Raw genomic sequence first — 25207 nt, 5'->3', positions numbered from 1 at the left:
TTGGAAGGTGGGGACCAAAGGTCGTACCAGTTGGGGGAAAGGCGTTTTTGGGTGGGATTGGGGCGTTCTTAGGGCCGGAAGACGTTCGGTATTGTTACGGGGTGTCCGATTTCGGATAGCATGGTGTTTCCGGTTGAGGGCTGGCGAAGGCTGACGCCAGTTTTAAACTGGCGTCAGCGGGCTTGTGCTGTTGCCTGGGGGGCACGAAGATCATTGGAAGGGCGGCCGGGGGTCGGAGACCCCCTCTATTCGTGCACGAAGCATGCTGGGTCCGAGTCTCCGCCCCGGGGCGGGGCTAAGACTCGAACCAGATGTCGCTTTTTGTAGGGGCTTTGCCCCTACTACCCCATTACTGATCTACGATGCCAGGTATTCGACGATGCTGTCGCGGATGGCGGTGAAGGTGCGGACGAGGGTTTCTTCGTCCTCTTCCAGCAAGGTCACGCGGAAGCCCTGGAGCTCGGAGCAGAAGGAGGAGATCGGCACTACGCAGACGCCCTTCGCGCCCAGCAGGTAATACACGAAGCGTTTATCGTATGGGATGTTGTCCTGGCTTACCCAGTCTTCTACCAGGGTTCTTACTTCGGCGTTGTCGATGCGCATTTTCTGGTGCGGCTTCAGAACGCCGTTGCGGAAGATGATCGTATTATAAAATGCGCCGAAGGTTTCGTTGAAGGTCAGTTCCGGTACGGTGCCTAATATATCGGAAATGATCTTGCTGCGGCGGCCGATGTTGGTGTTGGTGGCTTCGCGGTAGCCTTTGAAGCGGGGGTCGCCCAGGATCTTGGGGATGGCCAGCTGGGGCAGCTTTGTCGAGCACACTTCGATCATCTTGGCGTTGTCGAGGGCCTGGCAGAAGCGGTTGAAGTCCTGGTCTTTGTCGCGGTTGTAATATTCCATCCAGCCGCAGCGTGAGCCGGGCCAAGGCAGCTCTTTCGAGATTCCCTTCATGGAAATGCCGGGTACGTCGCCTATGATCTCGGCGAGGGAGTAGGCGCGCGCGCCGTTGTAGGTGATGTTGATATAGATCTCGTCGGCTAACAAAAACAGGTTGAACTCTTTGGCGATGGCTACGATGCGCTGTAAGGTTTCCAGCGGGTATACCATGCCCGTGGGGTTATCCGGGTTGATGATCAGGATGCCGACGACGTTGGGGTTGTATTTGATCTTGTTGTATAGGTCGTCCAGGTCCGGATACCATTTGTTGTCCGGATCGAGCTTGTAGGTCAGCGGTTCGTGCGCGGCGTGGGCTGCTTCGGCGCTTGAGTGCGTGGAGTATGCGGGCGAGGGACCGATCACGCGCGAGGTGCGCGAGATGAATTGATAGGCTTTCGAAATGGCATCGCCCAGGCCGTTAAAGAAACAGATGTCTTCGGCGGTGATCTGTACGCCGCCCATGGCGTTTGTCTGGCGCGCGAGGAACTCACGGGTCTCCAGCATGCCCTTGGAGGGGCAGTAGCTGTAGGTGTCGTCCTGCTTCATCAGGTCGGCGATGATGTCCTTGATCCACTGCGGCAGCTTGTGATTCTTTTGAATGGGATCGCCGATGTTTTCCCATGAGATTGTTACTCCCAGCTTCTTCAGCTGGTCTGCCTTCTTTACGATCTCGCGAATTTCGTAGCTGAGCTCTTTTGCTCCTTCGCTTAATAACTTCTGTCGCATGCGCCAAAAAATTGAAAGGCGATGTTGGGAAGATTGCGGAAAGGATTCAAGCGGATGAGGGATTTTATTTTTTTGGGAACAAGTGTTTGTTGGGCTAAGGCTTGCTCTACGCCGGTCGACGGGCGCGTGGGTATGTTTTTGATTTTCGGGGATGGGGTGGAAATTGCGTGACGCCCTCCCTTCGGTCGGAAGACTTGAACCAGGTGCTTAGTTGTGAGTAGCGGCCCAGGCTACAACGACACTGTTGGTTGGATGGCTGTTATCCTTGATGCACGAAAATATTTGGTACGGCGACCGGGGGTCGGAGACCCCCTCCATGGGTGTACTAACTATGGTGGGTCCGAGTCGCCCTCCCTTCGGTCGGAAGACTCGAACCAGATGCCTCCGTATTATGCAGGGGCTAAGCCCCTGCACCCCTCCTCTTTTTGGTCCGCAAAAAAATACCCTGCGTTGATGACGCAGGGTATTTTATTATTCATATTATAAAAGATTGCTACAGCTCGTTGGCTTTCATTTGTTTTACGGCGTAGTCGGCGGCGCGGGCGGTGAAGGCCATGTACGTCAGTGACGGGTTTTGTGTCGACGTTGAGGTCATGCAGGCGCCGTCGGTTACGAATACGTTCTTGCAGGCGTGCAGCTGGTTCCATTTGTTGAGCATCGACGTCTTCGGGTCGTGGCCCATGCGGGCGCCGCCCATTTCGTGGATGTCGAGGCCGGGGGCCTGGTGGCTGTCGAAGGTCTGGATGTTGGTGAAGCCTGCTTTGCTATACATCTCGGAGATCTGTTCCAGATAGTCTTTTACCATCTTCTCGTCGTTGTCGTCGTAGTCCATCGAGATTTTGAGCAGTGGCATGCCCCATGCGTCCTTCTGGTCTTTGTCCAGGGCTACGTAGTTGCTTTCCTTGGGGATGGTCTCGCCCATCATGTGTGAGCCTACGCTCCATACACCCAGCGACGGATGTAAAATATTGTCTTTCAGATCGGCGCCGATGCCATCGGACGAGCGCTCTACGTGGCGGAAGGCCTGGAAGCCCGCGGCGTAGCCACGCAGGAAGTCCGTTTCCTGCTTGAATACATTGCGGAAGCGCGGGATATAGCAGCCGTTGGGGCGATTGCCCGCTTTGGTATACTCGGCGTAGCCTTCGTACTGGGCTGATACACGTGCGCGGTAGTTGTGGAACGCCACATATTTACCCAGCGTGCCGCTGTCGTTGCCCAGGCCGTTCGGGAAACGGTTGGATGTCGAGTTGAGAAGAAGGAGGTTTGTATTCAGCGCGGCGGCGTTGACGAAGATGATGCGGGCGTAGTATTCCGTGCTTGCTTTGGTCTCTGCGTCGATGACGCGAACACCTGTGGCGCGGCCTTTCTGCTCGTCGTAGATGATGGAGTGCACGACCGAGTTCGGGCGCAGTGTCATATTGCCGGTGCGCTCGGCCCAGGGGATGGTCGAGGCATTGCTGCTGAAGTACCCGCCAAACGGGCAGCCCCGCTGGCAGAGGTTCCGGTGCTGGCATTTGGCGCGGCCCTGCTCGGCGTGGATCGGCTGTTGCTGCGTGATGTGCGCGCAGCGGCCGATGATGATGTGGCGGTCTTTATAGTTCTCGGCTACTTTGTCTTTGAAGTAGCTTTCTACTTTGGTCATTTCCATGGGCGGCAGGAACTCGCCGTCGGGCAGGGCGGGGATGCCGTCTTTGTTGCCGGAGATACCGGCGAACTTTTCGACGTAGCTATACCAGGGCTCGATGTCTTTATACCGGATGGGCCAGTCTACGGCAAAGCCGTCGCGTGCGGGGCCTTCGAAGTCGAAGTTACTCCACCGTTGTGTCTGGCGCGCCCACAGCAGCGACTTGCCGCCTACCTGGTAGCCGCGGATCCAGTCGAAGGGTTTGTCTTGCACGTACGGATGCTCCTGATCTTTTACAAAGAAGTGGGCGGCATCTTCGTTGAAGGCGTAGCACTTGCTGACGACGGGATTGGCATCTTTAACCTCCTTCGGCATCTGGCCGTAGTGTGGAAACTCCCACGGCTGCATGTTGGTAGTGGGGTAATCCTTGAGGTGTTTTACGTCGCGGCCGCGTTCGAGGACGAGCGTCTTCAATCCTTTTTCCGTCAGCTCTTTCGCCGCCCAGCCGCCGCTGATGCCGGAGCCGATCACGATGGCGTCGAATGTATTTTGTTTGGTTGCGTCAATATTGGCGTTCATGCAAGAATCGTTTTGAGGTCACTGTTGGCATCGATCTTCACTTCGCCGGTAAACTTACCGGGGATCATCTGGTAGCCAAACACATTGGTCATGACATATTCGGAGCCGAGGTAGCCGCGAATGGTGAGCTGGCGGAAGGACTCGTAAAAAGCTTTCACGTTATCGTCGCCTTGTGCGGGCGCGGACGTTTTGCTGGCTTCGATGTCCTTGAAGAGGGCCTGGATGTCTGCCGGTGTGCAGTCTTCGGCGTCCTTGCCGGTCTTATCGGCCAGCAACTTCTGCGCCTGCCCCAGGCCTGTCATAAATTTCTTTTGCGCGTCGGCGTCGAAGCAGTCGTCCATCATCCGCAGTACGAATTGGTGGATGTTCAGCTCTTTGGCGCCGGGGGTATCGGTTTTGGGGATGAGGGCTTCGGTCATGGTTGCCAGCAGGTTTTCCTGCTGACTGCTGACTTGCAGCTTGTGGAGTTTGATGGTGGCCTCGGTGGCGGCCTCCTTGCTGGTGCAATGCGGCAGGATGATAGCCGCCCCCGCGATCAAGCCCAGCTGTTTCAGTGCAGTTCTTCGTTGCATGTAATTCAATCGTCTGCACTAAACTAGCAATATTATAGATTTTGTTCCCCACCGCCGGTAAAAAACAGTGTGAGGGTGAGGACGGTGGAGGGAAGTTTTTTATTGACGTTGGTGGACGACGTGGGCGTTGGGGACGACGCTGGGACGTTTTTGTGGTGGAAGCTTTGGTGGACGACGATAAGGAGCGGGTCAGGAGACCCGCACAATGCTGGGTCCGAGTCGCCCTCCCTCCGGTCGGAAGACTCGAACCAGTTGTTGCTTTTTGCGCGCTGCGCGCGCGGTTGACTTTACTTGTACCGGCCTGGTATGGCAGCAGTCTCCCGATTCCCTTAAAAACAAAAGGCGCCAGCCTACCGCTTCCGGTCCAGGCGGACGACGTTTTCGACGTGCATGGTGTGGGGGAACATGTCGACGGGTTGGACGGCGGAGATCTCGTATTTTTCGGAGAGCCACTTCAGGTCGCGGGCTTGGGTGGCGGGGTTGCAGCTTACGTAGACGATCTTTTCGGGTTCGGCTTTGAGGAGCATTTTGCAGACGTCTTCGTGCATGCCGGCACGCGGGGGGTCGGTGATGACGGTGTCGGGGCGGCCGTGCTGTGAGAGGAACTCGTCGTCGAGGAGGTCTTTGATGTCGCCGGCGTAAAAGTCGGTGTTGGTGATGCCGTTGATCGCGGAGTTTACTTTGGCGTCGTCGATGGCGGCGGCGACGTACTCCAGGCCTACGACCTTGCGTGCCTGGCCGGCGACGAAGTTGGCGATGGTGCCGGTGCCGGTGTAGAGATCGTATACCAGCTCGTGGCCTTTCAGGTCGGCCATGGCCCAGGCGATCTTGTATAATTCAAAGGCCTGGTCGGAGTTGGTTTGGTAGAATGATTTGGGGCCTACGCGGAACTGCAGTATGCCGCTGCCGTCGGGCTTGGGCATTTGCTCGGTGATGTAGGCGTTGCCTTTCCAGGTGAGGATATTCAGGTCGGCGAAGGTGTCGTTCTTTTTGCCGTTGATGACGTACTGGAACGACGTGATCTGCGGGAAATCGCGCTCCAGGCGGCGCAGGATCAATTCGATCCATTCCATCTTGTCGTATGTTACCTGCAGGATCACCATCGTTTCGCCGGTGTTGGCGGTGCGGATGGTGATGGTCCGTAAAAATCCGATCTGCTTGCGCAGGTCGAAGAAGGGAATATGGTGCTGCACGGCCTCGTCTTTTACGGCCAGGCGGATGGCGTTGGAGGGATCGGGTTGCAGGTGGCATTGGCGGACGTCAAATACCAGATCGTATTTGCGCGGGATGTGATAGCCCAATGCTACTTCGCCCTGGCCGGGCTTGTTTTCGTCGTGCATCTCTTCGCGTGTGAGCCAGCGCTGCGCGGAGAAAGTATAGTCGAGCTTGTTGCGGTAGTAGCGGGTTTTGGCCGAACCCAGGATCGGCGTGAGCGGCGGCAGTGTCAGGCCACCCAGGCGCTCGAGGTTGTCGACCACCTGGCGTTGTTTGTAGTGCAGCTGGTTTTCGTATTGGATGTGCTGCCAGGAGCAGCCGCCGCACAGGCCGAAATGCTCACAGAACGGCTGCGCGCGGTCGGGTGACAGCTGGCGGATCTGCGTGACGCGGCCTTCCAGGTAACTGCCTTTGATCTTGGTGAGGGCGGCATCTACCGTGTCGCCGGGGGCACCGCCCTCCAGGAAGATCACTTTTCCGTCTACGTGCGAAACGCATTTGCCTTCAGAAGCCATGGTTTCGACTACAATATTTTCGATTACGTCGCCTTTTCGCATAAAGAGCGCAAAAATACAAACTGGCGGGGGTTTTCCCCCTCGCCTCGATTCTCTATCTTTAACATTCCTGAACCGGCCCGTGTTGCCCTATGAAGCGTCTTGTTCCGATCCTGCTGTTTGTATTTTTCTGCCTGCCCGCGGCAGCCCGGCATATTGTAGGGGGAGAGATCGAGCTGGTGCACGTGTCGGGCAATATCTATCGCATCAACCTCATCTATTACCTGGACGTGCAGAACAACCCCGGCCGCGACCCGGCGGCGGAAGAGCCCACGATCGAGGTAGGGGTGTTTCGAAAATTCGACAACCGGCGCCTGCGTCTCAAGGAGCTCATTTTCAGCTCGCGGTCGCGCGTGGAGTATACACAACCTGAATGCTCGGCGGGTGGCATCATTACCGACAAGATCGTATACAGCGATACGATCGCGTTGCGCAGCAACGCCTTCAACCACGCGGATGGCTACTACGTGAGCTGGGAGCGCTGCTGCCGCAACTATAACAACGTGGGCCTGCTCAACATCGTCAGCCAGGAGCCGCCCGTGGGGGCCGTCGACTTTCCCAACGCGGCGGGTCAAACGTTTTACATGGAGTTCCCGGCAGTCGTTTGGCGCAACCGCGCGTTCGTCAACTCGTCGCCGCAGTTGTTTATACCGCTGAGCGACTATGCATGTCCTTCCAAGCCTTACTATGCCAACTTTACGGGTACGGATCCGGATGGCGACTCGCTGGTGTACTCACTCATTACGCCACTCAACACGGTCACCGCCGAGGCAGTGCCTGCCAACGGACCGCATGCCGGCCCGTATCCGGACGTGCAGTGGCTCTCGCCGTTCAGTCTCACGAATGTCATGCGCGCCAGTCCGAACCTGGCCATCAGCCGCGACGGATTGCTTACGGTCACGCCGTCGTTCAACGGTCTCGGCCTGTATGTCTTTGCGGTGCGGTGTGAAGAATTCCGCGAGGGGCGCAAGATCGGCGAGGTGCGCCGCGACTTCCAGATGTTTGTCGTGGACGAATGCCCTACGGCGGTGCCTCCGCAGATCCTTGGACGTACCCTGAGCGAAGGCTCTTTTACGCACGATGAAGTCATGAATGTGACGTTTGCCGCCGGTACGCCGGATGCCAACCGCTGCATCGAGGTGCGTGTTACCGACGACGATATCAACAACCAGCTCGATGGTTTCACCGAAGACATCGAGCTGCGCGCGGTGCCCGTAGGTTTTCAAGAGGACATCAGTGGCATTTTGCCTGCGCTGACATCGGTGCGGCTTACGCGTGCGAATCCCGCGGCGACTTTCCGCCTGTGCTTTCCGGAGTGCCCTTTTGTAAACCGCCCTTTCCAGGTCGCCATTATCGCCGCCGACGATGCGTGTAGCCTGCCGTACCTCGATACGTTGCTGGTGAACGTCACGATCACACCGCCGGTCAATGCGCCCGCGGTGTTTATCACCACCGATATCGCGGCGTCGGTGAACGAAGACTCTGGTATCAAGACCTGGGACATCGAAGCGTTTGATGCCGACGGCGATATCATGACCCTGACGTTGCTGCCGCTGACCGGTCCTACTACCCTGGCGCAAGCGGGCATAAGCTTGACGGACGTCAAACAGACGGGCAACACGCTGACGGCGAAGGTTCGTTGGGACACGCGGTGCAGCGTCTTCGACTTTACGCAGCAGACGTTCTTTCCGGTGGTGCTCCAGGTAGAAGATGCCGACCGGTGCGATTTTAAAAATCCGGATCAGCTGAAGGTGGATCTGCGGATCATCCTGCCGGGAAATACTAAACCGGTTATTTCCACAAGCGGGCTGACGGGCGATACTTTTGCCGATACGGTGACGGTGAACCGGAAGATAAACGAGTCGCTTCGCTTTACGGTCTTCGGTCACGACGACGACGGTGATCTGCTGTCTTTGTTCGGTGAAGGCAAGGGCTTTGCGCTGTCGGATTACAATGCGGTCTTCCCGGCGGAAGAGGGAATTCGCGATGTGCAATCGCCGTTTGCCTGGGACCTGCGTTGCGGGCCCATCGACCTGCGTGTGAAGAGCTCTTTTACCTTTCACTTTTTTGTAACGGATTACAATAACAAATGCCGTTTTAAATATTCCGACACGCTGGTGGTGAACGTCAACGTGGCGCCACCGGACAACAGCGCGCCCGCGCTGTCGGTCGTCAACACCAACGCGGACCTGGTACTGGCGGCCGACAACTCCATGAACGTCATTCTCGGTCAGCCGATCTCGCTCGCGCTGACCGGCCGCGACAGCGATCTCTTCCCCCACCCCGACATGCTCACGATGACCCTGGTGGGCGCGACGGGTACGGTCGAACCGTCGGGGTATACGTTTACATCGGCACCGTCTCAAAGTCCGGTGGAGGGTACGTTTGTTTGGGAGCCCGACTGCAGCATTTTCGTAAACCAGGTATATGCGAACGACTATACCTTTACCTTCCGCGTAAGCGACGACCGCTGTTTTGCCAACCTGGCCGACACGGTAACGGTAAGCCTGCACATTGAAGACATCGACGGCAGCGACGATAACTTCCTCCCGCCTAACTTCGTCTCGCCCAACGGCGATGACAAGAACGACTACTTCGCCATGCAGAAACGCGACGAGGCCACGGGCGAATGGGTCAACATCCTGCCCCTCGACAACTGCGCGGGACATTTCGAACGTATTACGATCTTCAACCGCTGGGGCCGCCGCGTTTATAGCAGCGGCAACCGCGCGTTTCAATGGCACCCCAACGGGGAGGCTCCGGGTATGTATTTCTATCACCTGGGGTATTCCAACAAAGAGTATCGCGGGGTGATCACGGTGGCTTATTCCGGCAAGGATCAATAAAATTTTCGTGGTGGCCGTTAGGGGGTGAACAATTTCCAGTTCCCTTCGGAAATGACTTCGATCGTGCCATCGGTCACTTTCATGGCGGTCTGATCGTCGATCATATACGACGGTACGGGGATCGTGGCGGCCAGCTTTTCCAGGTTGGCCAGGGAATTTTCGGGGAACCATTCATGATCGAGGTGGGGATGCAGGGCAAAGTCAAGCAGGCCTAGTGATTTGTCGCTTTCGGCCGGCAAGGTATGGTTGTTATAGGTCGTTCCGTAGCGGGTCATGATCATGCTTCCGGCGCTCAGGCCTACGTAGACTATCTTGTTGAGGAGCGTCGGTAAGAGGTCGGTGAGTCCGGATCGTTTCATCCAATAGCATAAGTACTGGCAGTCGCCGCCGCCCACGAGCAGGGCGTCGGTCTCCTGGAGCATGGGTACCCAAAGCTCGCGTTTGATGCTGGGCAGCGCGGTGAGCTCCAGCAGGCCCAGCGACTTCCAGCCCAGGTCGCAGAAGGGGTCGCCTAATGATCCGGTGATCACGCCGCGTATGATGTTACTCCCGTTGGGTATAGCGTAGATCGCGGTGGGGACGAAGAGGGCGCTTGCTTCGCTCACGGGTTTTCCCAGGAGGTCAACCAGGGCGCGGTGGATGCTTGCGTTGCTGATGCCGGCTGCGGTGAGAAGTAGTTTCATAATTCGGTCGGTGGTTGTGCGACGTTATAAAACTAGCGAACGTCGTTTGTCTCCGCGCGGGGATAAGATGACATTCAAAGGGGGCAAATGTGTCGCGCTTTGTTACCGGGGGTCTGTTTTGATGACGAATGCCTTCAGCCCGGCCATCTTTCCGTCGCGGAAACGCCAGACGTCGCAATAGGCGTAGTGCGTTTCCCTGCCGTCCTTGTCTTTCATCGATATTTCGCCTACGGCGGTGAGGAAGTCTCCTTCTGCGATCAGGTTGTCGACTGTTACCCTGGGCGGTTCGATATACGTTGCTGCCATGTATCGGCGAACGGCTTCTTTTCCTTTCAGCACCTGGTCGCCTACGAAGGTCCATTCGGTGTCGTCGGTGCAGTGCGACAAAAAACCTTCATAATTGCGGGCGGCTATCGCGGCGTTGGCCTGGAGTAAAATATCTTTGTGCTGCTGTGACATGCAGATCGATCATTGTGAATGACTACCGATCGTAAAAAGATCGTACCCGGGTTACGCATCTACCGACCGCGCCGTGGCGGGTCGCTTCCTGAATCACTGAAATGTAGGTGTGAATTTCTTATAAATGATAGTTTTGTACGCTGCTTTGTTGCGGCTTATGATGAACCTTGATCTTCAAAACCTGATCGATACCACCGACGACGACTTCGACGCGATCTATCCTGCTCATATCCGGCGATTGGCCCGGAAACATTGGACGCCGGTCTCTGTCGCAAAAGCAGCGGCTCAATTCCTGGCCAACCGGCGGGGCGTACATGTGCTGGACATCGGCTCGGGCGTGGGTAAGTTCTGCATGATCGGCGCCGCTACCACGCACGGTCATTTTACCGGTGTGGAGCAACGAGCCGAGCTCGTGGAATTGTCCAGAACGCTCGCTGACGCCTACCACCTTACCAATACGACCTATATCAACGCCAACATCATTTCGATCGATTTCCGGGATTTCAACGGATTCTATTTCTACAATTCGTTCTACGAGAATATGGATCCTCGTCAGAGCATTGACCAAACGATTGCGCTGAGCGCGGGGTATTATAATAGTTATGGCGTTCAGACGGCCAACAAGCTCAGCTCTTTGCCGTCGGGCGTACGCCTGGCGACCTATTTCACGGAGGAATGGATGATTCCTACCAACTTTACGCTGGTCGATACGCAGTTCAAGGGTAATTTAAAGCTCTGGGAAAAAGTATATTGACGCGGGATGCGGTTATCCGCACACGCTTTGGCAAACGGCTTGTGCGCGTTCGTGCGGATGCCTGTGGTTTGCCTGTGATTTTGACTGGATGATATTTTGGGAGGGGCGGTTGTTCAGGGTTCCTTTCTGTGTATATTTCGTATAGGGCACTGTACGAAATGGGTTCTAAAAAGAAACGAAAATGGACCGTTTTCTTCCTGATCAAATCTGTAGGAGGAAACATGCCGGAGGTGATCCGGATGATCAACGACATCCGGTGTTTGGAATTGAAGGCACATGTCAATGTGATCGTGTGCCTGCATTTCTACCGTGAGAATCTAACGGCCCTGCTAAAGGGCGATGTGTCGCTGCTTCCGGTTGAAATCCCCGATCCCACGTTAACGACCATGTTCTTCCGACTGCTCCCTTTACCGGCGGGTACAACCGGTTTTTCTCATGAGTTGTATGAGGTCCTGGAAGAACGCGACTTTGACATTACCAATCCCGTGCACCTGGAGAAATATTTCCGGCAACAGGTATTATTGCCGTTCAAGGCAAAGCACTATATTTTATTCAGCTGGGATCATGGGAGAGCCTATGGCATGTTTTCTCTCAAGTTCACCGCCCTTCATACCCTGAAGCGCACGTTCGAGCCTGTTTGCAACGAAGAGGCTAAGATACTGACTATGGAAGAGCTGGCATGGGCCATCCGTTGCACCTTTGGCAAAAAGAAAGTTGACGTTGCGATCATGATGAATTGTTATATGCAGTTCTTCGACGCGGGATATGCCTTGCGCCATTCGGTGAAGTACCTGGTGGCCCCGGAAGGCCATATGGACTTTGAGGGGTATAACTATCATTACCTTTTCCAGGTACTGAACAATGATGAACATGTAACCCCGCGGAAGATCGCCAGACTGGCGGTAAAGTCCTTTGCTTCCAAGGTATATACCGATGTGGATGAGGAAGAATTGGCCAAAAACAGTACCGCGTTATTTGCCACGGATCTGCGATATTACGATTCACTGGCGGAGCAAATCGAGGTCCTGGCGAATATACTGCTGCAGCGTCTTGCGACAGACAAGGAGGCAATCGTGGAAGCAAGGGACAACGGTCACTTTCTCGCGGTGGGCTTGCTCGATTTCTACCACTTCACCCGGCAAATGGCAGCGCAGAAATTATTGAGCGAGAATTTTTTGTGCGCCAGCAGGCTGCTCTCGATCCGGGACCTGGTTGTGATCCAAAGCCACATTGGAAAAAAAATCGAAAAACCCAATTCCGGATTTTCAATATTTTTTCCAATGGCCGGGGCTTCGGAGATCCCCCGAGAAGGTTTCGACGATTTTTTCGAGACCGCTTTTATGAAGGATTCAACCTGGAAGATGCTGATCGAAGCCTGTGCTGAAACCTGATCAACCGCCGGTTCCAGGTACTTTTGTCGGTAACGTTGCTTTCAGGATCATTTGACATTCGTCGGCTGTACCATTCCCCTTGAATTCGACCACTACCTGCTGGGGCAGAAAAAAATCTTTTACGTTGATCTTTGCATCCCGGAAACGGGTCTGTATGTCGGGCGGTACGTTAGCATCCGAATGCTCGACAACGTCTCCTATTACATCGATGGGGATGATAATGATGAGCTGTGACCGGTCTATACCGGATGCCTTCTTCCCGCCTCTTTTAAATCGTATTTCCGGAATGACGTCTTCAAACTTGTCTGAGATCCTTTCGGGCTTGTTGAGCTCAAGCCTTGCTGCTGGTTTAGGCATAGTTTTACTATTTAAGAGTTTATAAATTATCAGATGAATTCGAGCGAAGCAATGAATATAAACTTCCTTCCGGAAATGTACAATGGCTGCGGCCAACGAACGCGTTTAGGGATGCGACAGGATGTTCGTGACGGCTTCCAGCGCATTGATACAGCCGTAGCCGAATTTTTTAGAGTGGCCGGCGGCATTATACTCCGCGTCTCCTCCGATCTTGCGCGCGGTCGACTTCAGCACGTCTTTCAGCTCCGCGGATGTTAATGTGGGTTTGAGTGAAAGCAACAGCGCGCAGATACCCGCTACCAGGGGCGTGGCGCTGGAGGTTCCGCCGAAGTCGAACGTGTAGTCACCCAGGTCATAGCCTTCTTCGTTCAACACGTCGGTGGTGAGGATGCCCATGCCGCCCTGCCCGCTGGAAGGGGCTGTCATGAATATCGAATCGCCGAAGTTTGAATAGTGCGAACGCGTGTCCCGGCTGGTGCAGGCTGCGATGGCGAGCACGTCGGCATGTGTGGCAAAGCCGTTGTAGGTCGCGGGGGCATCGACGTCACGGTTTTCATTTCCCGCGGCGAAACAAATGATGGTGCCTTTGCCTCCCCTTCCATTCCGGGCACAATTCTGAATGGCCAGGGTCTGCCGGGTGGAAAGAACGAATCGCCGGGCCAGCGCGCCCCAGCTGCAACTCACCACCCAGGCGCCGTTGCGCGAGACAAAATCAAACCAGCGTTCCACTTCGCGGTCTGAAAGATTGATCCCCCACCGCACGGGCATGAGCTTGCAACGCGGTGCCGCGCCGGTAATGCCCTGACCGTTGGCGACGCCTACGGCTACACCGGCACAGGCCGTGCCGTGCCAGTCGCCCTGCTCGCCTGTATTGCGCGGGCGTGGGTCTGTTGTGTTACTTTCAAAATCAAATGGCGTCACGATCTTGCCGTCTTCTTTGAGATCGGGATGGGTGACATCAAAGCCATCGTCGATCACGGCCACGATCACATCGGGTGACCCGAGCGATTGCGCTTTTTGCCAGGCTTCTATTACTCTTGCGTCGGCGCCTTTCAACAGGCCTACGCTTGTGCCCCGGTGGGTGCCAGTATTTTTCAGATGCCATTGATCTTTGACGAGCTCATCGACCGGGATCACAAAATTGAAGACTTTGCCTTCTGTTATCAGTGAGGGTTCGGCGATGTCTACGATCTCATTTTGCTGTAAGGCTACGGCTACTTTTACCGGGTTCGGTGACTCGGGGGTTGTTTTAAATACATAGGAATTGTCTTCCCGTGTTTCCAGTACCATCAGGTGCAGATCGTCGATGGCGGCCTGGATCTTTTGTGGTGTTGCCCTGGCTTTGAAGCGGACAAAGACCTCGCCGTTGGGTACAAAGGGAACGCCGTCGTCTGAAGTGTGGTACACGTGCGAACCCACCAGTACTTCGGGGGATTCGCGTAGTGTCTGGAGCTTTGTTTCCACGTTCGATCTCTCATTTTTGTCGAGCTTGTAGATCTCGAATCCATTCAGGCTTGTGAGATGTTTGAGGGAGCTTTCGAGATTTGGTTTCTTTTTTACGGTCGGTTTGACGGCTACCATCGAATCACTTTTTGACAGCGTGAGGTTTGTGCTGCCGTACTTGAGCGAGAAGGTTTGCCTGGCGGGGGCTTTTTTTGTTTTGGCCATGGGGGTAGTGTTTGAGGGTTAAGATCAACGCTTGATGTTGGGGATGGTAAAATCTGTGATGAGTTGTGGGTTTAGTGGGGGAACGCTGTGTTCACATTGTAAAATTGGGTGGGAGACGGGAACGGGGAAAGCGTATTAACCACGGGGTGGACCCCGTGATTTTTCCCGGGGTCTTTACGGACGGTTCGGGCGGGTTGTTGGGGGCGGTGATTTATGTTTAACTTCACCTTGTTCCTAAAGTATCTTTAAACCAATACGTATGTTCAACAAACTTTCTTTGACCCTTGCATTGGTAGTTGTGATCTCGCTATCGGGTGAACGGGCCTTTGCGCAAGAGAAGCGTCCGATGGTGCGGCTCGCCAGGCTCGTTATCGACCCGGGGCAGCTGGAGCAGTATAAGGCCATTTTGAAAGAGGAGGCCGAAACGTCCGTTCGTGTTGAACCGGGGGTGCTGACGTTATATGCCGTTTCGGAGAAAGATAATCCGACCCATTTTACAATCCTGGAGATCTATGCCGACTCGACGGCGTATAAGGCTCATCTGAAAACGCCGCATTTTCTTAAATATAAGACGAGTACGAAGGATATGGTTAGGTCGCTGGAGCTTGTGGAGACGGTTCCGTTGATGCCGGATATGAAGATTAAGGATGGTGGGAGCGCTTTGCGGCGAGAGAAATAGCGGGCTATCTTTTACCAATACTTCTGTTAAAAGTATTTTCAATAATCCGTGGAAACCATCAATTTCCAGGATGCAGAGGTATCCTTTTTATAGTCAACATATCGAATATGTCAAAACGAACGAACGCATTTCAACAGGTAATTCACTTCATTCATCAAAAACTGGAAGGAGTCGGCGCAAAGGTTACCGAATCCGCTTTCTTGATTGAGAGCCTTGGCGATTCGTCAACGAAACGGGAGATCGATATTCTTATAGAAAAGGAAATTAATGGCGAATGTTATCGGATAGCTATTGAATGCAGAGATCACGGGAGGCCACAAAAAATTGGTTGGATTGATGAACTTATAGGTAAATATAAAAATCTGCCTGTTCATGAGGTTGTCGCTGTTTCAAATACCTATTTCTCCAAGGATGCTCGAAAAAAGGCGGCATTTCACAACATCAGTGTAGTCTCCCTGAAAGAGGTTAAAAAGATTGATTTCGTGAAATTTGTTAACCTCGGGTTGGCGGAGGTTAGAATACAAGTTGTGCCATTAAGTTTCGTTACGTTTGAGACGTTCTCTATACCTCGTCATGTCCAGCCTCATCATAGAGAGCACGTATATTCTTCGGATGGAAAAATAAAGACTGTGGAAGAGTTTGTTCAGCCATATTTCGTGGAATTTAGAGAAAAATCTTTTGATGAATTTATAAAAAATGCGTCGGACATTTGGAAAACAAGAGCTGATATGGACAGCAACGTGACGTTTTGTGCGATTCGAAACATCGACGAAGTAGTGACGTTTAAAACCGGAATTCACGAGCAGCGAGTTAAAGCTGTTGCTTTGTACTTTTCACTGTCCTCCACGGCAACAGACATTGCCTTAATTCATAAAATGTACGAGGGGGCGCTCGTCAGCGGCGCCAGGATACGATTTGATGGAGATAAAAATGCACTACCTGTATATGTTGCCCAAATTGATGGGGCTGGTAAAGTTTTCTTTTCAAAATACAGATAAAAAACAGGCGACTGTCACGTACTCCGATCGTTTTCGATATTGTCTTTGCAGATCGCAATTTGTTTTTTCATGGCTTTTAGCTCAGCGATCTTTTCGTCCAGTTGAGCCAGCTTTTTATCGAGTACGCGCAGTCTTGCATTTTTAGTAAATTGTTTCTTATACCAGGCATCGACTACTTCACGAATTTCGGCGAGCGTAAATCCAACAGCTTTCGCCATTTTAATGAACCGGATCTTCTCGACTACATCCTGGTCATAATAGACATAATTGTTGGTCGTAACGTCTTTTCTCTTCACACCGCTGAAGAGTCCGGCTTTTTCGTAAAAACGTATCGTTCCAACCGGAACGCCGGTTTCTTTAGAGAGTTGACTGATCAATTTCATTCGCGTCGGTATTAAAAATAAATCCAAACCATGCAGTATACTGTATGGTTGTTATGCACAAAAGTCCGGCTTATTTTTGAGCCGGGCAACCAAAAAATCTGTCATCGAAACTACTGTATGGAAATGAACTATTCAGACGACGAGCTTGTGAAGCTGCTGCCTGGTTTTACCCATGGCTACGCAAACGTAAACGATGTAGACCTTCACTTCGTGAAGGGAGGTGCAGGGACACCGTTGGTGCTGGTTCCGGGATGGCCGGAAACCTGGTGGGCCTATCACAAAGTAATGCATCTTCTGGCTAAACATCACGAAGTGATCGTTGTCGATCTGCGCGGCATGGGAGGGTCGGGTAAACCGTTGGAAGGTTATGATAAACGGAATATGGCACGTGACCTGTTCGAACTGGTTAAAGTAATGGGGTATCATCAAGTCGCTATCGGCGGACACGACATAGGCGCTCACGTTGCCTTCAGCTTTGCCGCCAACTATCCGGCGTTCGCATCCAACCTCATTCTTCTTGACACACCCCATCCGGACGAGAGTATGTACCGTCTGCCGATGCTGCCCATACCGGGAGCGGCCTATGTGTATCCCTGGTGGCTGGCGTTTAACCAGATCAAACAGCTTCCTGAACAACTTCTGGAGGGGCGCATGTCCATCGTGATCGATTGGATCTTCAACCAGTTGCTACAGAACAAAGACGCTGTTACGGATTTTGATCGCGCTGTTTATGCCGCGGCTTACAACAGCGCGGATGCCATCCGTGCTTCGAATGCCTGGTACCAGGCCTTTACGCAAGATATCGCGGACAGTCGAACGTATGCTAAGCTTACCATGCCGGTGTTGGGTGTGGGCGGCAGCGGATATGCGTTATTGCAGCATGTTTTACCGGCGGTTGCTACTACGTATAGCCTGGAAAAGTTCGATGATGCCGGGCATTTTATTTTGGCGGAAAAGCCTGATGAAACTGCACGCTGTATTGCTCAGTTCTTGGGATCGGTGTAAAGAGAACGTGCGTTAAACGGTCCGCTGTTATGAAAAGATTCGCCGGCTATGATGACGGCCCTGCGAGAGCCCTTGAGCCACTCTAAAATGCGCCGAACACTCCGGGGCCGTTTCCATTTGGAGGTGTTACGCATTCGGGGTTGCGTATGGGCCAAGCTTCCTCCGGCACGGTTCACATAGTTTTGAATCCACCCCATCAATGGTCTTTATTGTCTCTACAGCATCTCTCATAACACAATGCTCTGATTCACAATGATCCAAGCCCAGGCTGTGCCCCAATTCATGCATCGAAACCTTCTTTAATCTTTCAATAAACCTGCGCTGATCGGTATTTTTCAGTCTATACGTGGATACAATACAACTTGGTCCCGGTCGATAACCAAGACCGAATACGCCCCAGTCACTGTACTTGCTTTCAGGCGCTTTTATCCTGCCAAGGTCGTCCCGCTTTGTGGTGGAAATATCTTTATCGGTCAATAAAACGAGGTGATCCAGAGAATCAGGCTTCTGCTCCTTAGCCATACTGATGAGCTTATCCGCGCGATACCTGGGCGTTTTAACATCGATGAAGGCTTCTTGGGGAAGCGGCTTACGTTTCAGAACATATACCTTTACGCTGTAGGTATTGGCCAGCACATTTAAAACGGTATCAGTCAATGATCTGTCAAAATTTTCTAGCGGCTGAATTCCCACGTTAACCGTTTTGTCGGTTGAGCATGACAAAAGTGAAAGCAGTATACATACCATTAAAGGCTTAGTGCCTGCGTTTAACAAACTTTCGACTTGTGTGTTCATTCTGAGTCGGCAATCGTTATCAGTACAACTTGTGATCTGTTTGGGATTACTTGCAGTGATCCCACTGGTTAGGGAGCTTTTTATGCGAAATTTCAATGTTTTCCCATTAAATTCCTGCCAACCTCTTAGACCGGGGTGACCCTCCACGTGATGCTCAAATTTCCGTTGACAAAGTCACTTTCCAAGGGTCTGCCACGTTGAAAAAAACTAAAATCCAAATGATTAAAGGCCTTATGCACCCAAATCGATCGGCAATGTATAAATCCGTTTTCCTATCGCTGCATAAATCGCATTACAGAGCGCGGGAGTGAATGGTGGTACCGGTGGTTCTCCAACGCCTGTAGGTTTTCCGTCGCTATCCATGATATGGACATGGATCTGTTTCGGAGATTCAGACATTCGTATGATCTGATAGCCGTCAAAATTATTCTGCTGAACACGGCCATCCTTAAAGGTGATCGCACTCTTCAATGCAAGACTTGCCGTAAATTGTGCTCCGCCTTCGAATTGTGATTTTATCCGATCAACATTGACAGCAACTCCACAGTCCACGACATAGTGTACGCTCGGAATTGTTACCTTGTTTTCGTTGACTTGAACCTCCACCACGCATGCGACGTATGTTAGAAAACTTTTATGCGCTGCGAAACCCAAACCTGATCCCTTCGGAAGCTTCCTCCCCCAATCAGACTCCTTGGCGACACGTTCGATTACCGCTTTCATTCGGCCTGTCTCCCAGGGATAATTCGCGATATCTTCGCCGTAGTTTGGATAAGTGCCGTTGAGGATCTCTCCGTTGAATGTGATTTGACGATCATCTCCCAGCAGTTGAAGTGCGTTGGTGATGGGGTCAACACCACGTGCTTCTGCTATCTCGTCCATCATCGTGCCAATAGCAAAAACGTGTGGTATGTTCCGAACCGATCTCAACCATCCGACACGAAGATGTGATGGGGCATCATGTGTCTCAATTCTGACTGCTGGGACATCATACGGAAAATCGGTAGCGCCCAGACCTAACTCGCCATCGCTCGGCTGAAGTTCTGAATTATTTGCAGTTGCACCGATCGTTGGATATGCAATGTGGTGATTCCAGCCACTAAGCTTGTTGTCTTTTCCTATTGTTGCTATTGTACGCTGAACACTGAGTGAATGGAAGTAATCGTGATGGAGATCATCTTCGCGTGTCCATTGCACTCTCACAGGATGTCCAGACTCTTTTGCGAGGATAGCCGCCTCAACTATAAAATCGGGTTTGGATTTGCGTCCAAAAGCTCCTCCAAGAAGAGTAACGTTTACTTTTACCTTGTCTTCGGGAATTTCCAATACCTCTGAAAGAACCTTCCTGGCACCTTGCGGATTTTGAGTGCAAGCCCATACTTCGCAGCTATTCTTGTCCGCGATGGCAAGTGCAGCAGGCGGCTCGATTGTGGCATGGGCTAAGTGTGGCGCAACGTAAACATGCTCGATAACCTTAGCTGCATTTTTTCTAGCCTTATCAAAGTCTCCTCGATTTCTACGTACGACGCCTTTGGAAGAAATGCTTTTAGTCAATTCAGCAATTTCTTTTGCCGAATCATAGGATGCATTTGGGCCAAACTCCCATTCAATTTCGAGCAGATCCCTTCCTTTTATTGCTGCCCACGTGTTGTCAGCAACAACGGCGACGCCAGCTAATGGTTTATTCAGTGTGGCAGGCAGCCCCGCCCCTTTAACCTGGTAGACACCAACAACACCTGGGACCTTCTTAGCGTTGCCATCTTTGAAAGATTTTACCGATCCTCCAACTACCGGGCACCTGGCTATTACCGCTACCTTTAAACCCTTGACATCAACATCGGCTCCGAACACAGCTTTGCCGGTTACGATATCATGCAGGTCAACGATTGGAGTTTCCTTTCCAATGAGTTTAAAATTCTGTTGCTCCTTCAACTTAATTTCTCCAGGTGGAACAGAAATTCCGCTTGCTTCCTCCACCAGCTCACCAAAATTAATTGCCCTGTTTGTCGATTTGTGCGTTACACTACCATTTTCAGTGTCGCATTCTTCAGCAGGAACGTGCCACCTCTTGGCCGCCACTTGGATAAGCAAATATCTCGCAGCTGCGCCTGCCTCACGCATAGGTTTATAGAACATTCGGATCGAATAAGATCCGTCTGTATTCTGGTCACCGTACTTTACATCGCCTTCCGCCTGGACAATTTTAACGCTGCTCCAGTCAGCGCCCAGCTCGTCCGCTATAATGAGAGGCAGAGATGTTCTTATACCCTGGCCCATCTCAGAGCGATGGGCAATGATACTTACAACACCGTCTGAACCAATCTTAAGATATACATTTGGCGTTAGATATGTTACTTCATTCTTTTTGCTGTCACATCGCACAAGACCTACACCAAATACAAGTCCTCCCGCGAGAAGCGCACCTGCTTTTAATACATCACGTCTTGAGACCTTGAAGACACGGCCTTCCACCAAGCTATTGTCTTTGCCGAGAAATGAATTGTGTTTCATAGGTGCTTATTTAGGTTGTGAAGTAACGCTGATGATTGCAGCCTTGATGCGATTATAAGTTCCACACCTGCAGAGATTGCCTTGCATCGATTGCTCGATTTCCTGCTCCGAAGGCTGTGGATTTCTCTTGATCAATGCAGCCGCGTTCATTATTTGACCGGTTTGGCAATAGCCACACTGCGGCACAACAAATTTCTCCCAAGCTTGCTGAATAGGGTGCTCGCCTTCTTTCGATAAGCCTTCGATCGTTGTGATCCTGCCTTCTCCAACGGCAGAAACCGGCAGACTACACGACCGCACCGCATTGTCATTCAGGTGGACCGTACAAGCTCCGCACAAAGCTTTTCCACAACCGAATTTCGTCCCCTTTAGCCCAACAACGTCTCGTAATACCCAAAGAAGAGGCATGTCTTCCATTGCCTCTACATCGTGGGTCTGTCCATTAATATTGATCGAATATTTAGCCATAGGTTTGGTTTACGAACTAGAAGTTACGACTACAATTGCATAGGAACAAGTGTTTTTTTTTTGCGTATAATTCACCTGTAGACTTTTCAGACGATTCTAATGTACGATGTTTTTCTATGCCCTTTTTGTTTGCAGGAAAAATGCACGCATTGCTGTTCAGAAAATGGAAGAACAATGTAAAAGGCTGTGACTGGTACGATCTGGAATGGTATATAAAAAATAAAACGCCTCTACACCCGGGCCATTTCCGGAACGCGCAAAAGCCAGCGGTCACCTGACCGATGAAGAATTTTGCCGAGGTGGCGGCGCATCCTGATCTTACGGACATAGCGCCAACTCCTACCGGTCATGACCTCTATATCTTTTGAGTAAAATACATAGGAGTTACATAAGGAGACCAAACACCCATTGATAAAAAAGTATACATGATAATTTTCGATTATTAAACATTATTACCAGCTGCTCTTCAATTTTCACGTTGTATACTACTATTTGGATAACTGCCGAGACTGAAAATTGTCTCACCTTTTGTAATCGGCGGAGTAACAGTCATATAGATAATAAACCCGTCGATGGGCGAAAGGATTTCTTGGATTGTATTGTTGAAAGGATCGGTGATGGTACCAAGTAGCGTTCCCTTTCTGATTAGTGCTCCGCTTTTGAAGTTGGGATAGAATATTCCGGTATGTTCAGCTTCAATGTAGGTTCGTGCTTTGATTTCTACTGGTGGGCTGTATTTTTGCGGTACGCCATCGTACCATTCCATAGTACGCATCATGTTCATTAACCTAGCCGATATGAACCCTGCCTCTTCCGATGTTACGTGGCCGAGCTTTCCATACTCTATGGCAACCGTTGGAATGCCACGGGAAACAGCTTCGGCAGAGCAGTACTTTGTATTTCCTGGCGTGGGTACATTGTCGCTGCCAATCACCCATGGGAATCCCAATGCGTCCGCCATTTTGCGGGCGGTGGAAAATTGTTTGCCACAGGTGTAGAAACCTACGTAGGGCTGGAGATCTTCACTGGCATCTCCTGCGTGGATATCTACCAAATAGTCACAGCGGCTGATCACTTCTGTGGTGATCGTATGGGCTATGCATTCTGTAATAGTACCTGCTTTGTTTCCGGGGAAAACGCGGTTCAAGTTCTTTCCGTCTGCCGGATTGTAAAACACGCTGCGTTTGAAGAAGGCGTTTACGTTGGCGATGCGGACCATAATAATTGTCCCTCGTAGCTTTTCCGGGTCTATTTTGTTCGGCAATTCTTGTAATGCCATAATCGGTGGGTACTCATACCCGTGTATGCCGGCTATAAGGCCCAATACCGGTCCCTTGGATTTGCCATGCAGTACGGTGATGGGAATGAACGTTGTGTCACCGTTGGGTGCTTTTATAGTCACTGAAAACGATTTTCGTTCGCCTGGTTTTATTGTAGTGTTTTGAAAGGCAAAGGGCTTGTCTTGTCCGACTGCGAGCTGGATGCCTAATGCCAGCAGAACAACTAAGATTGACTTCATATTCATTGTTTTCGTTTGTTTCCTTGTTTCGTTTCGGGCCTTGGCGCCGGTGAAGTGGCAAATTTGCAGCGGAGCGAGATACTGATGCTTCTTCCCGGTTCCGGAAGGTTTAAGATCCGGTATCGGCTGAGATGGTTATAGTATTTTGTATTCGTGACGTTTTGAACATTAACAACCAGTTTGAGCCATTGTTTCTTGCCGACGGAGAAACCACTTGCTACGCTTGCGAGCTGATAACCTGATGTTGCGGCTTCGTTTCGCTCTACCCGGTTCTGGTTCCAGTAGTGGCCGTATTGAATGTAGACAAAGGGCTTTTTGAAAATGGCAACTGAAGTTCCCGCGATGTCGATCGTTGCTTGCATATTGGCCGGTGGTGTAAAGGGCAGTGGAAGCCCATTTACGTTGTTTTCCGCCCATACGTACTCACCAGAGACGGACATTTGCATGTATGCATTGAGTTGCTTGCTGATTTCCAGTTCTCCTCCCATGTGTACCGCCGAGGTCTGTTTGAAGTTGTACGCCTGGCCGGCTTCGGCCACGGGATAAACGTTGTCGTTTATCTCGACCGTTGGGAATTGACCGGACGGGCTTAAATAGATGTAATTCAGGAAATAATTATAGAACGGACTGATTGTGACGGCGAGACTGCCGCCGGTATAAAGCCATGCGGCATCAAACTGGAAGCCCTGCTCGACATCAAGGGTTGCATCGCCGCGTTCATAACGGAAGGTGCCGTGATGCATACCGTTGGCCGTAAGTTCGGAAGGAGCGGGTATTCGAAACGTTCTCCCTATGTTAAGCTTCAGCTGATTGGCTGGATTGACCTGGTATGAAACGCCTGCGCCAACCGCGTAATTTAGAAATGTGCGATCTATAGATGGGCTTCGTTCCAAACTATCCATGTAGTTACCCTCGTAGTAAAAGGGATATCTGACCTGGTCAGCTTGTATCGTGCCGTAGTCACCCCGTACGCCAGCGTTAAAAGTAAAACTCTCAGATGGCTTGTATTGGTACAAGTGAAAAATTCCGAATTGGAACGCTCGATACGCTGGTATGAGAAATTCGTAGCCGCCGGTTTTGTTTTCTTGCATAGACGATTGAATGCCAGTAATTTGTTGATGGTTATCGGCGACCTGGAGCAGCCGGGCGTTAAGGGTGATGGTGTTCAAGCCGAGACGCAGTGCGAGATTGGTGTGTTGCTGTTCGGGGGCGCCATGCGCGTGTGGAAAAGAGTATTCCTGACGTACGTTATGCTGGAATGCGGCATCGATCTCAAGCCACTTTGTGCCGAGCTTCAGGTTGGTGTTCGAGATCACTTTGAAGTGCGCGACATCTTGTGAAGGCAGGTCGATATTGCGGTCATCTCCATCGGGGGTCAGCTGATAGGCTCGTGGAATGCCCATGGCTCCGCTGAATATTCCCACTTTTTGGTTGTAGCTGGAAACAGTAACATGTGTAAAGCCCCACGAGCGCTGCACGCCGACCGTGCCGTTGATGTGGCGCTCTTTCCCAGCCGTGTTTTTTAATGCGTTATCATATATCGGCAGTACAAACCGGTTGTATTGAAATTCATTCGCGGGTACTTTGTAATCGCCATAGTCGAGCGCGGTAAAGCGCAATTTGTACACCAGGCCATCAACATTTCCGGCCATGGCGGTTGTCGCGCCGAGGGTGTTGTTGTTGGAGCGAAAGATCAGGTTTGTTTCTGCCTCGTGATGACCGGGCAGCTTCATTGCCGGGCGGCCGATATTCATCACGCCGCCGAGGGCATCCGAGCCGTAGGCCAGCGAGGCCGGACCACGGATGATCTCGACGCTTTCTACATGGAACTGATCTATTTCGAGGCCGTGGTCACTGCCCCATTGCTGGCCCTCTTGTTTAATGCCAGCGTCGTTAACGACTACGCGGTTAAAGCTCAACCCGCGGATAACCGGTTTGGAAACACCTACGCCCATGTTGATGGAACTGACGCCCGGCAAACGTTCCAGGCTATTCATTAAGGTAGTGCCGCCCCTGCGAAGGATCTCCTCTCCGACCACTTTGGTCATTACGACAGAGCTCTCCCGTTGTGTTTGCTTAAAAACATCCTCCAGAATAACGACTTCTTCCAACCGCTGCGTCGACGGTTCCAGATCGATCTGAACATCCCGTGTGTCGGGAACGGTAATGGCTCTAACGACAGTCCTGAAGCCCACTGCGGAAATGGACAACGTATACTCGCCTGCACGCAATCGTGATAGTATAAATGCGCCGCTCGAATCAGTGACGGCACCAAGACGTGTTTCTACCAGCAGAACGGAAGCTCCGATCACAGGCGAAGCTTCCGCCTTTACGGTGCCGATCAGTGAGAACTGTTGGGCCACTGCATTTATCGACGTGCCTAGCACGGCCATCAGGACTGGCAGACAAACTCTCCAGCGCAATGGTTTTCCAGGGCCGTTGTCGGAATGAAGAAAAGGCATGGCAGTAACTCTTTGTGATTTTT

General features: G+C 52.0%; 21 protein-coding genes. 7 read left to right on the top strand and 14 right to left on the bottom strand.

Features of this window, described 5'->3' with window-relative positions; genetic code table 11:
• Nucleotides 1-357: 357 nt before the first annotated feature.
• The 4 genes from KK078_RS16335 to rlmD all read right to left on the bottom strand — a co-directional run bounded on the left by KK078_RS16335 (nt 358) and on the right by rlmD (nt 6209).
• Nucleotides 358-1662 (bottom strand): pyridoxal phosphate-dependent aminotransferase, encoded by a 1305-nt coding sequence (locus KK078_RS16335; RefSeq protein WP_254091367.1) that lies wholly within the window; start codon nt 1660-1662, stop codon nt 358-360.
• Between the two features lie 493 nt (nt 1663-2155).
• A complete protein-coding gene (locus KK078_RS16330) occupies nt 2156-3865 on the bottom strand; it encodes a GMC oxidoreductase (RefSeq protein WP_254091366.1) in 1710 nt (569 codons plus the stop codon).
• Nucleotides 3862-4437: a gluconate 2-dehydrogenase subunit 3 family protein gene (locus KK078_RS16325; RefSeq protein WP_254091365.1), complete on the bottom strand. Its 576-nt coding sequence runs from the start codon at nt 4435-4437 to the stop codon at nt 3862-3864. Before KK078_RS16325 ends, KK078_RS16330 begins: the two co-directional genes overlap by 4 nt.
• 350 nt (nt 4438-4787) lie before the next feature.
• Nucleotides 4788-6209, bottom strand: coding sequence for a 23S rRNA (uracil(1939)-C(5))-methyltransferase RlmD (rlmD, locus tag KK078_RS16320; protein ID WP_262898706.1), 1422 nt, complete (start codon nt 6207-6209; stop codon nt 4788-4790).
• A gap of 89 nt (nt 6210-6298) precedes the next feature.
• On the opposite strand from rlmD, the gene KK078_RS16315 reads away from it, so the two are divergent.
• Complete coding sequence (locus KK078_RS16315) at nt 6299-9052, top strand: T9SS type B sorting domain-containing protein (protein WP_254091363.1); 2754 nt, start codon at nt 6299-6301, stop codon at nt 9050-9052.
• 17 nt (nt 9053-9069) lie between these two features.
• Here KK078_RS16315 and KK078_RS16310 read toward each other — a convergent pair whose 3' ends face one another.
• Together KK078_RS16310 and KK078_RS16305 are read right to left on the bottom strand one after the other, a co-directional pair.
• Complete coding sequence (locus KK078_RS16310) at nt 9070-9735, bottom strand: Type 1 glutamine amidotransferase-like domain-containing protein (protein ID WP_254091362.1); 666 nt, start codon at nt 9733-9735, stop codon at nt 9070-9072.
• A gap of 102 nt (nt 9736-9837) precedes the next feature.
• On the bottom strand, nt 9838-10194 hold the full coding sequence (locus tag KK078_RS16305) for a nuclear transport factor 2 family protein (RefSeq protein ID WP_254091361.1): 357 nt from the start codon (nt 10192-10194) through the stop codon (nt 9838-9840).
• A gap of 157 nt (nt 10195-10351) precedes the next feature.
• Between KK078_RS16305 and KK078_RS16300 the strand changes: the two genes are divergently transcribed.
• Nucleotides 10352-10948 (top strand): class I SAM-dependent methyltransferase, encoded by a 597-nt coding sequence (locus KK078_RS16300; RefSeq protein WP_254091360.1) that lies wholly within the window; start codon nt 10352-10354, stop codon nt 10946-10948.
• A gap of 158 nt (nt 10949-11106) precedes the next feature.
• Nucleotides 11107-12339 (top strand): clostripain-related cysteine peptidase, encoded by a 1233-nt coding sequence (locus tag KK078_RS16295; protein ID WP_254091359.1) that lies wholly within the window; start codon nt 11107-11109, stop codon nt 12337-12339.
• Here the strand turns inward: KK078_RS16295 and KK078_RS16290 are convergent, their stop codons facing one another.
• Nucleotides 12340-12696, bottom strand: coding sequence for a hypothetical protein (locus KK078_RS16290; protein WP_254091358.1), 357 nt, complete (start codon nt 12694-12696; stop codon nt 12340-12342).
• Nucleotides 12697-12801: 105 nt separating this feature from the next.
• On the bottom strand, nt 12802-14364 hold the full coding sequence (locus tag KK078_RS16285; RefSeq protein WP_254091357.1) for a S8 family peptidase: 1563 nt from the start codon (nt 14362-14364) through the stop codon (nt 12802-12804).
• A 259-nt stretch (nt 14365-14623) separates the two neighbouring features.
• On the opposite strand from KK078_RS16285, the gene KK078_RS16280 reads away from it, so the two are divergent.
• Both KK078_RS16280 and KK078_RS16275 read left to right on the top strand, forming a co-directional pair.
• Nucleotides 14624-15043, top strand: coding sequence for a putative quinol monooxygenase (locus KK078_RS16280; RefSeq protein ID WP_254091356.1), 420 nt, complete (start codon nt 14624-14626; stop codon nt 15041-15043).
• Between the two features lie 107 nt (nt 15044-15150).
• Nucleotides 15151-16041 (top strand): restriction endonuclease, encoded by an 891-nt coding sequence (locus KK078_RS16275; protein WP_254091355.1) that lies wholly within the window; start codon nt 15151-15153, stop codon nt 16039-16041.
• 14 nt (nt 16042-16055) lie between these two features.
• Here KK078_RS16275 and KK078_RS16270 read toward each other — a convergent pair whose 3' ends face one another.
• Nucleotides 16056-16424 (bottom strand): MerR family DNA-binding protein, encoded by a 369-nt coding sequence (locus tag KK078_RS16270; RefSeq protein ID WP_254091354.1) that lies wholly within the window; start codon nt 16422-16424, stop codon nt 16056-16058.
• Between the two features lie 117 nt (nt 16425-16541).
• On the opposite strand from KK078_RS16270, the gene KK078_RS16265 reads away from it, so the two are divergent.
• Nucleotides 16542-17429 (top strand): alpha/beta fold hydrolase, encoded by an 888-nt coding sequence (locus tag KK078_RS16265; protein WP_254091353.1) that lies wholly within the window; start codon nt 16542-16544, stop codon nt 17427-17429.
• A 126-nt stretch (nt 17430-17555) separates the two neighbouring features.
• On the opposite strand, the gene KK078_RS16260 is transcribed toward KK078_RS16265, so the two are convergent.
• From KK078_RS16260 to KK078_RS16250, 3 genes are all read right to left on the bottom strand, one after another.
• On the bottom strand, nt 17556-18224 hold the full coding sequence (locus KK078_RS16260) for a matrixin family metalloprotease (protein ID WP_254091352.1): 669 nt from the start codon (nt 18222-18224) through the stop codon (nt 17556-17558).
• A 231-nt stretch (nt 18225-18455) separates the two neighbouring features.
• Nucleotides 18456-20735, bottom strand: a complete 2280-nt coding sequence (locus tag KK078_RS16255) for a xanthine dehydrogenase family protein molybdopterin-binding subunit (RefSeq protein ID WP_254091351.1) — start codon at nt 20733-20735, stop codon at nt 18456-18458.
• Nucleotides 20736-20741: 6 nt separating this feature from the next.
• A complete protein-coding gene (locus KK078_RS16250) occupies nt 20742-21203 on the bottom strand; it encodes a (2Fe-2S)-binding protein (protein ID WP_254091350.1) in 462 nt (153 codons plus the stop codon).
• Between the two features lie 116 nt (nt 21204-21319).
• Here KK078_RS16250 and KK078_RS16245 point away from each other — a divergent pair, with 116 nt between their 5' ends.
• Nucleotides 21320-21481, top strand: a complete 162-nt coding sequence (locus KK078_RS16245; protein ID WP_317195933.1) for a nucleotidyl transferase AbiEii/AbiGii toxin family protein — start codon at nt 21320-21322, stop codon at nt 21479-21481.
• Nucleotides 21482-21669: 188 nt separating this feature from the next.
• Here the strand turns inward: KK078_RS16245 and KK078_RS16240 are convergent, their stop codons facing one another.
• Together KK078_RS16240 and KK078_RS16235 are read right to left on the bottom strand one after the other, a co-directional pair.
• Complete coding sequence (locus KK078_RS16240) at nt 21670-22722, bottom strand: succinylglutamate desuccinylase/aspartoacylase family protein (protein ID WP_254091349.1); 1053 nt, start codon at nt 22720-22722, stop codon at nt 21670-21672.
• 2 nt (nt 22723-22724) lie between these two features.
• Entirely contained in the window at nt 22725-25184 is a 2460-nt protein-coding gene (locus tag KK078_RS16235; RefSeq protein WP_254091348.1) for a TonB-dependent receptor, read from the bottom strand.
• Nucleotides 25185-25207: the final 23 nt, after the last annotated feature.

It is taken from the genome of Dawidia soli, from assembly GCF_018598185.1.
GTDB lineage: Bacteria > Bacteroidota > Bacteroidia > Cytophagales > Cyclobacteriaceae > Ohtaekwangia > Ohtaekwangia soli.
Note: the sequence above shows the minus strand (reverse complement) of the source record. Positions and strands in the feature narration are given on the sequence as shown.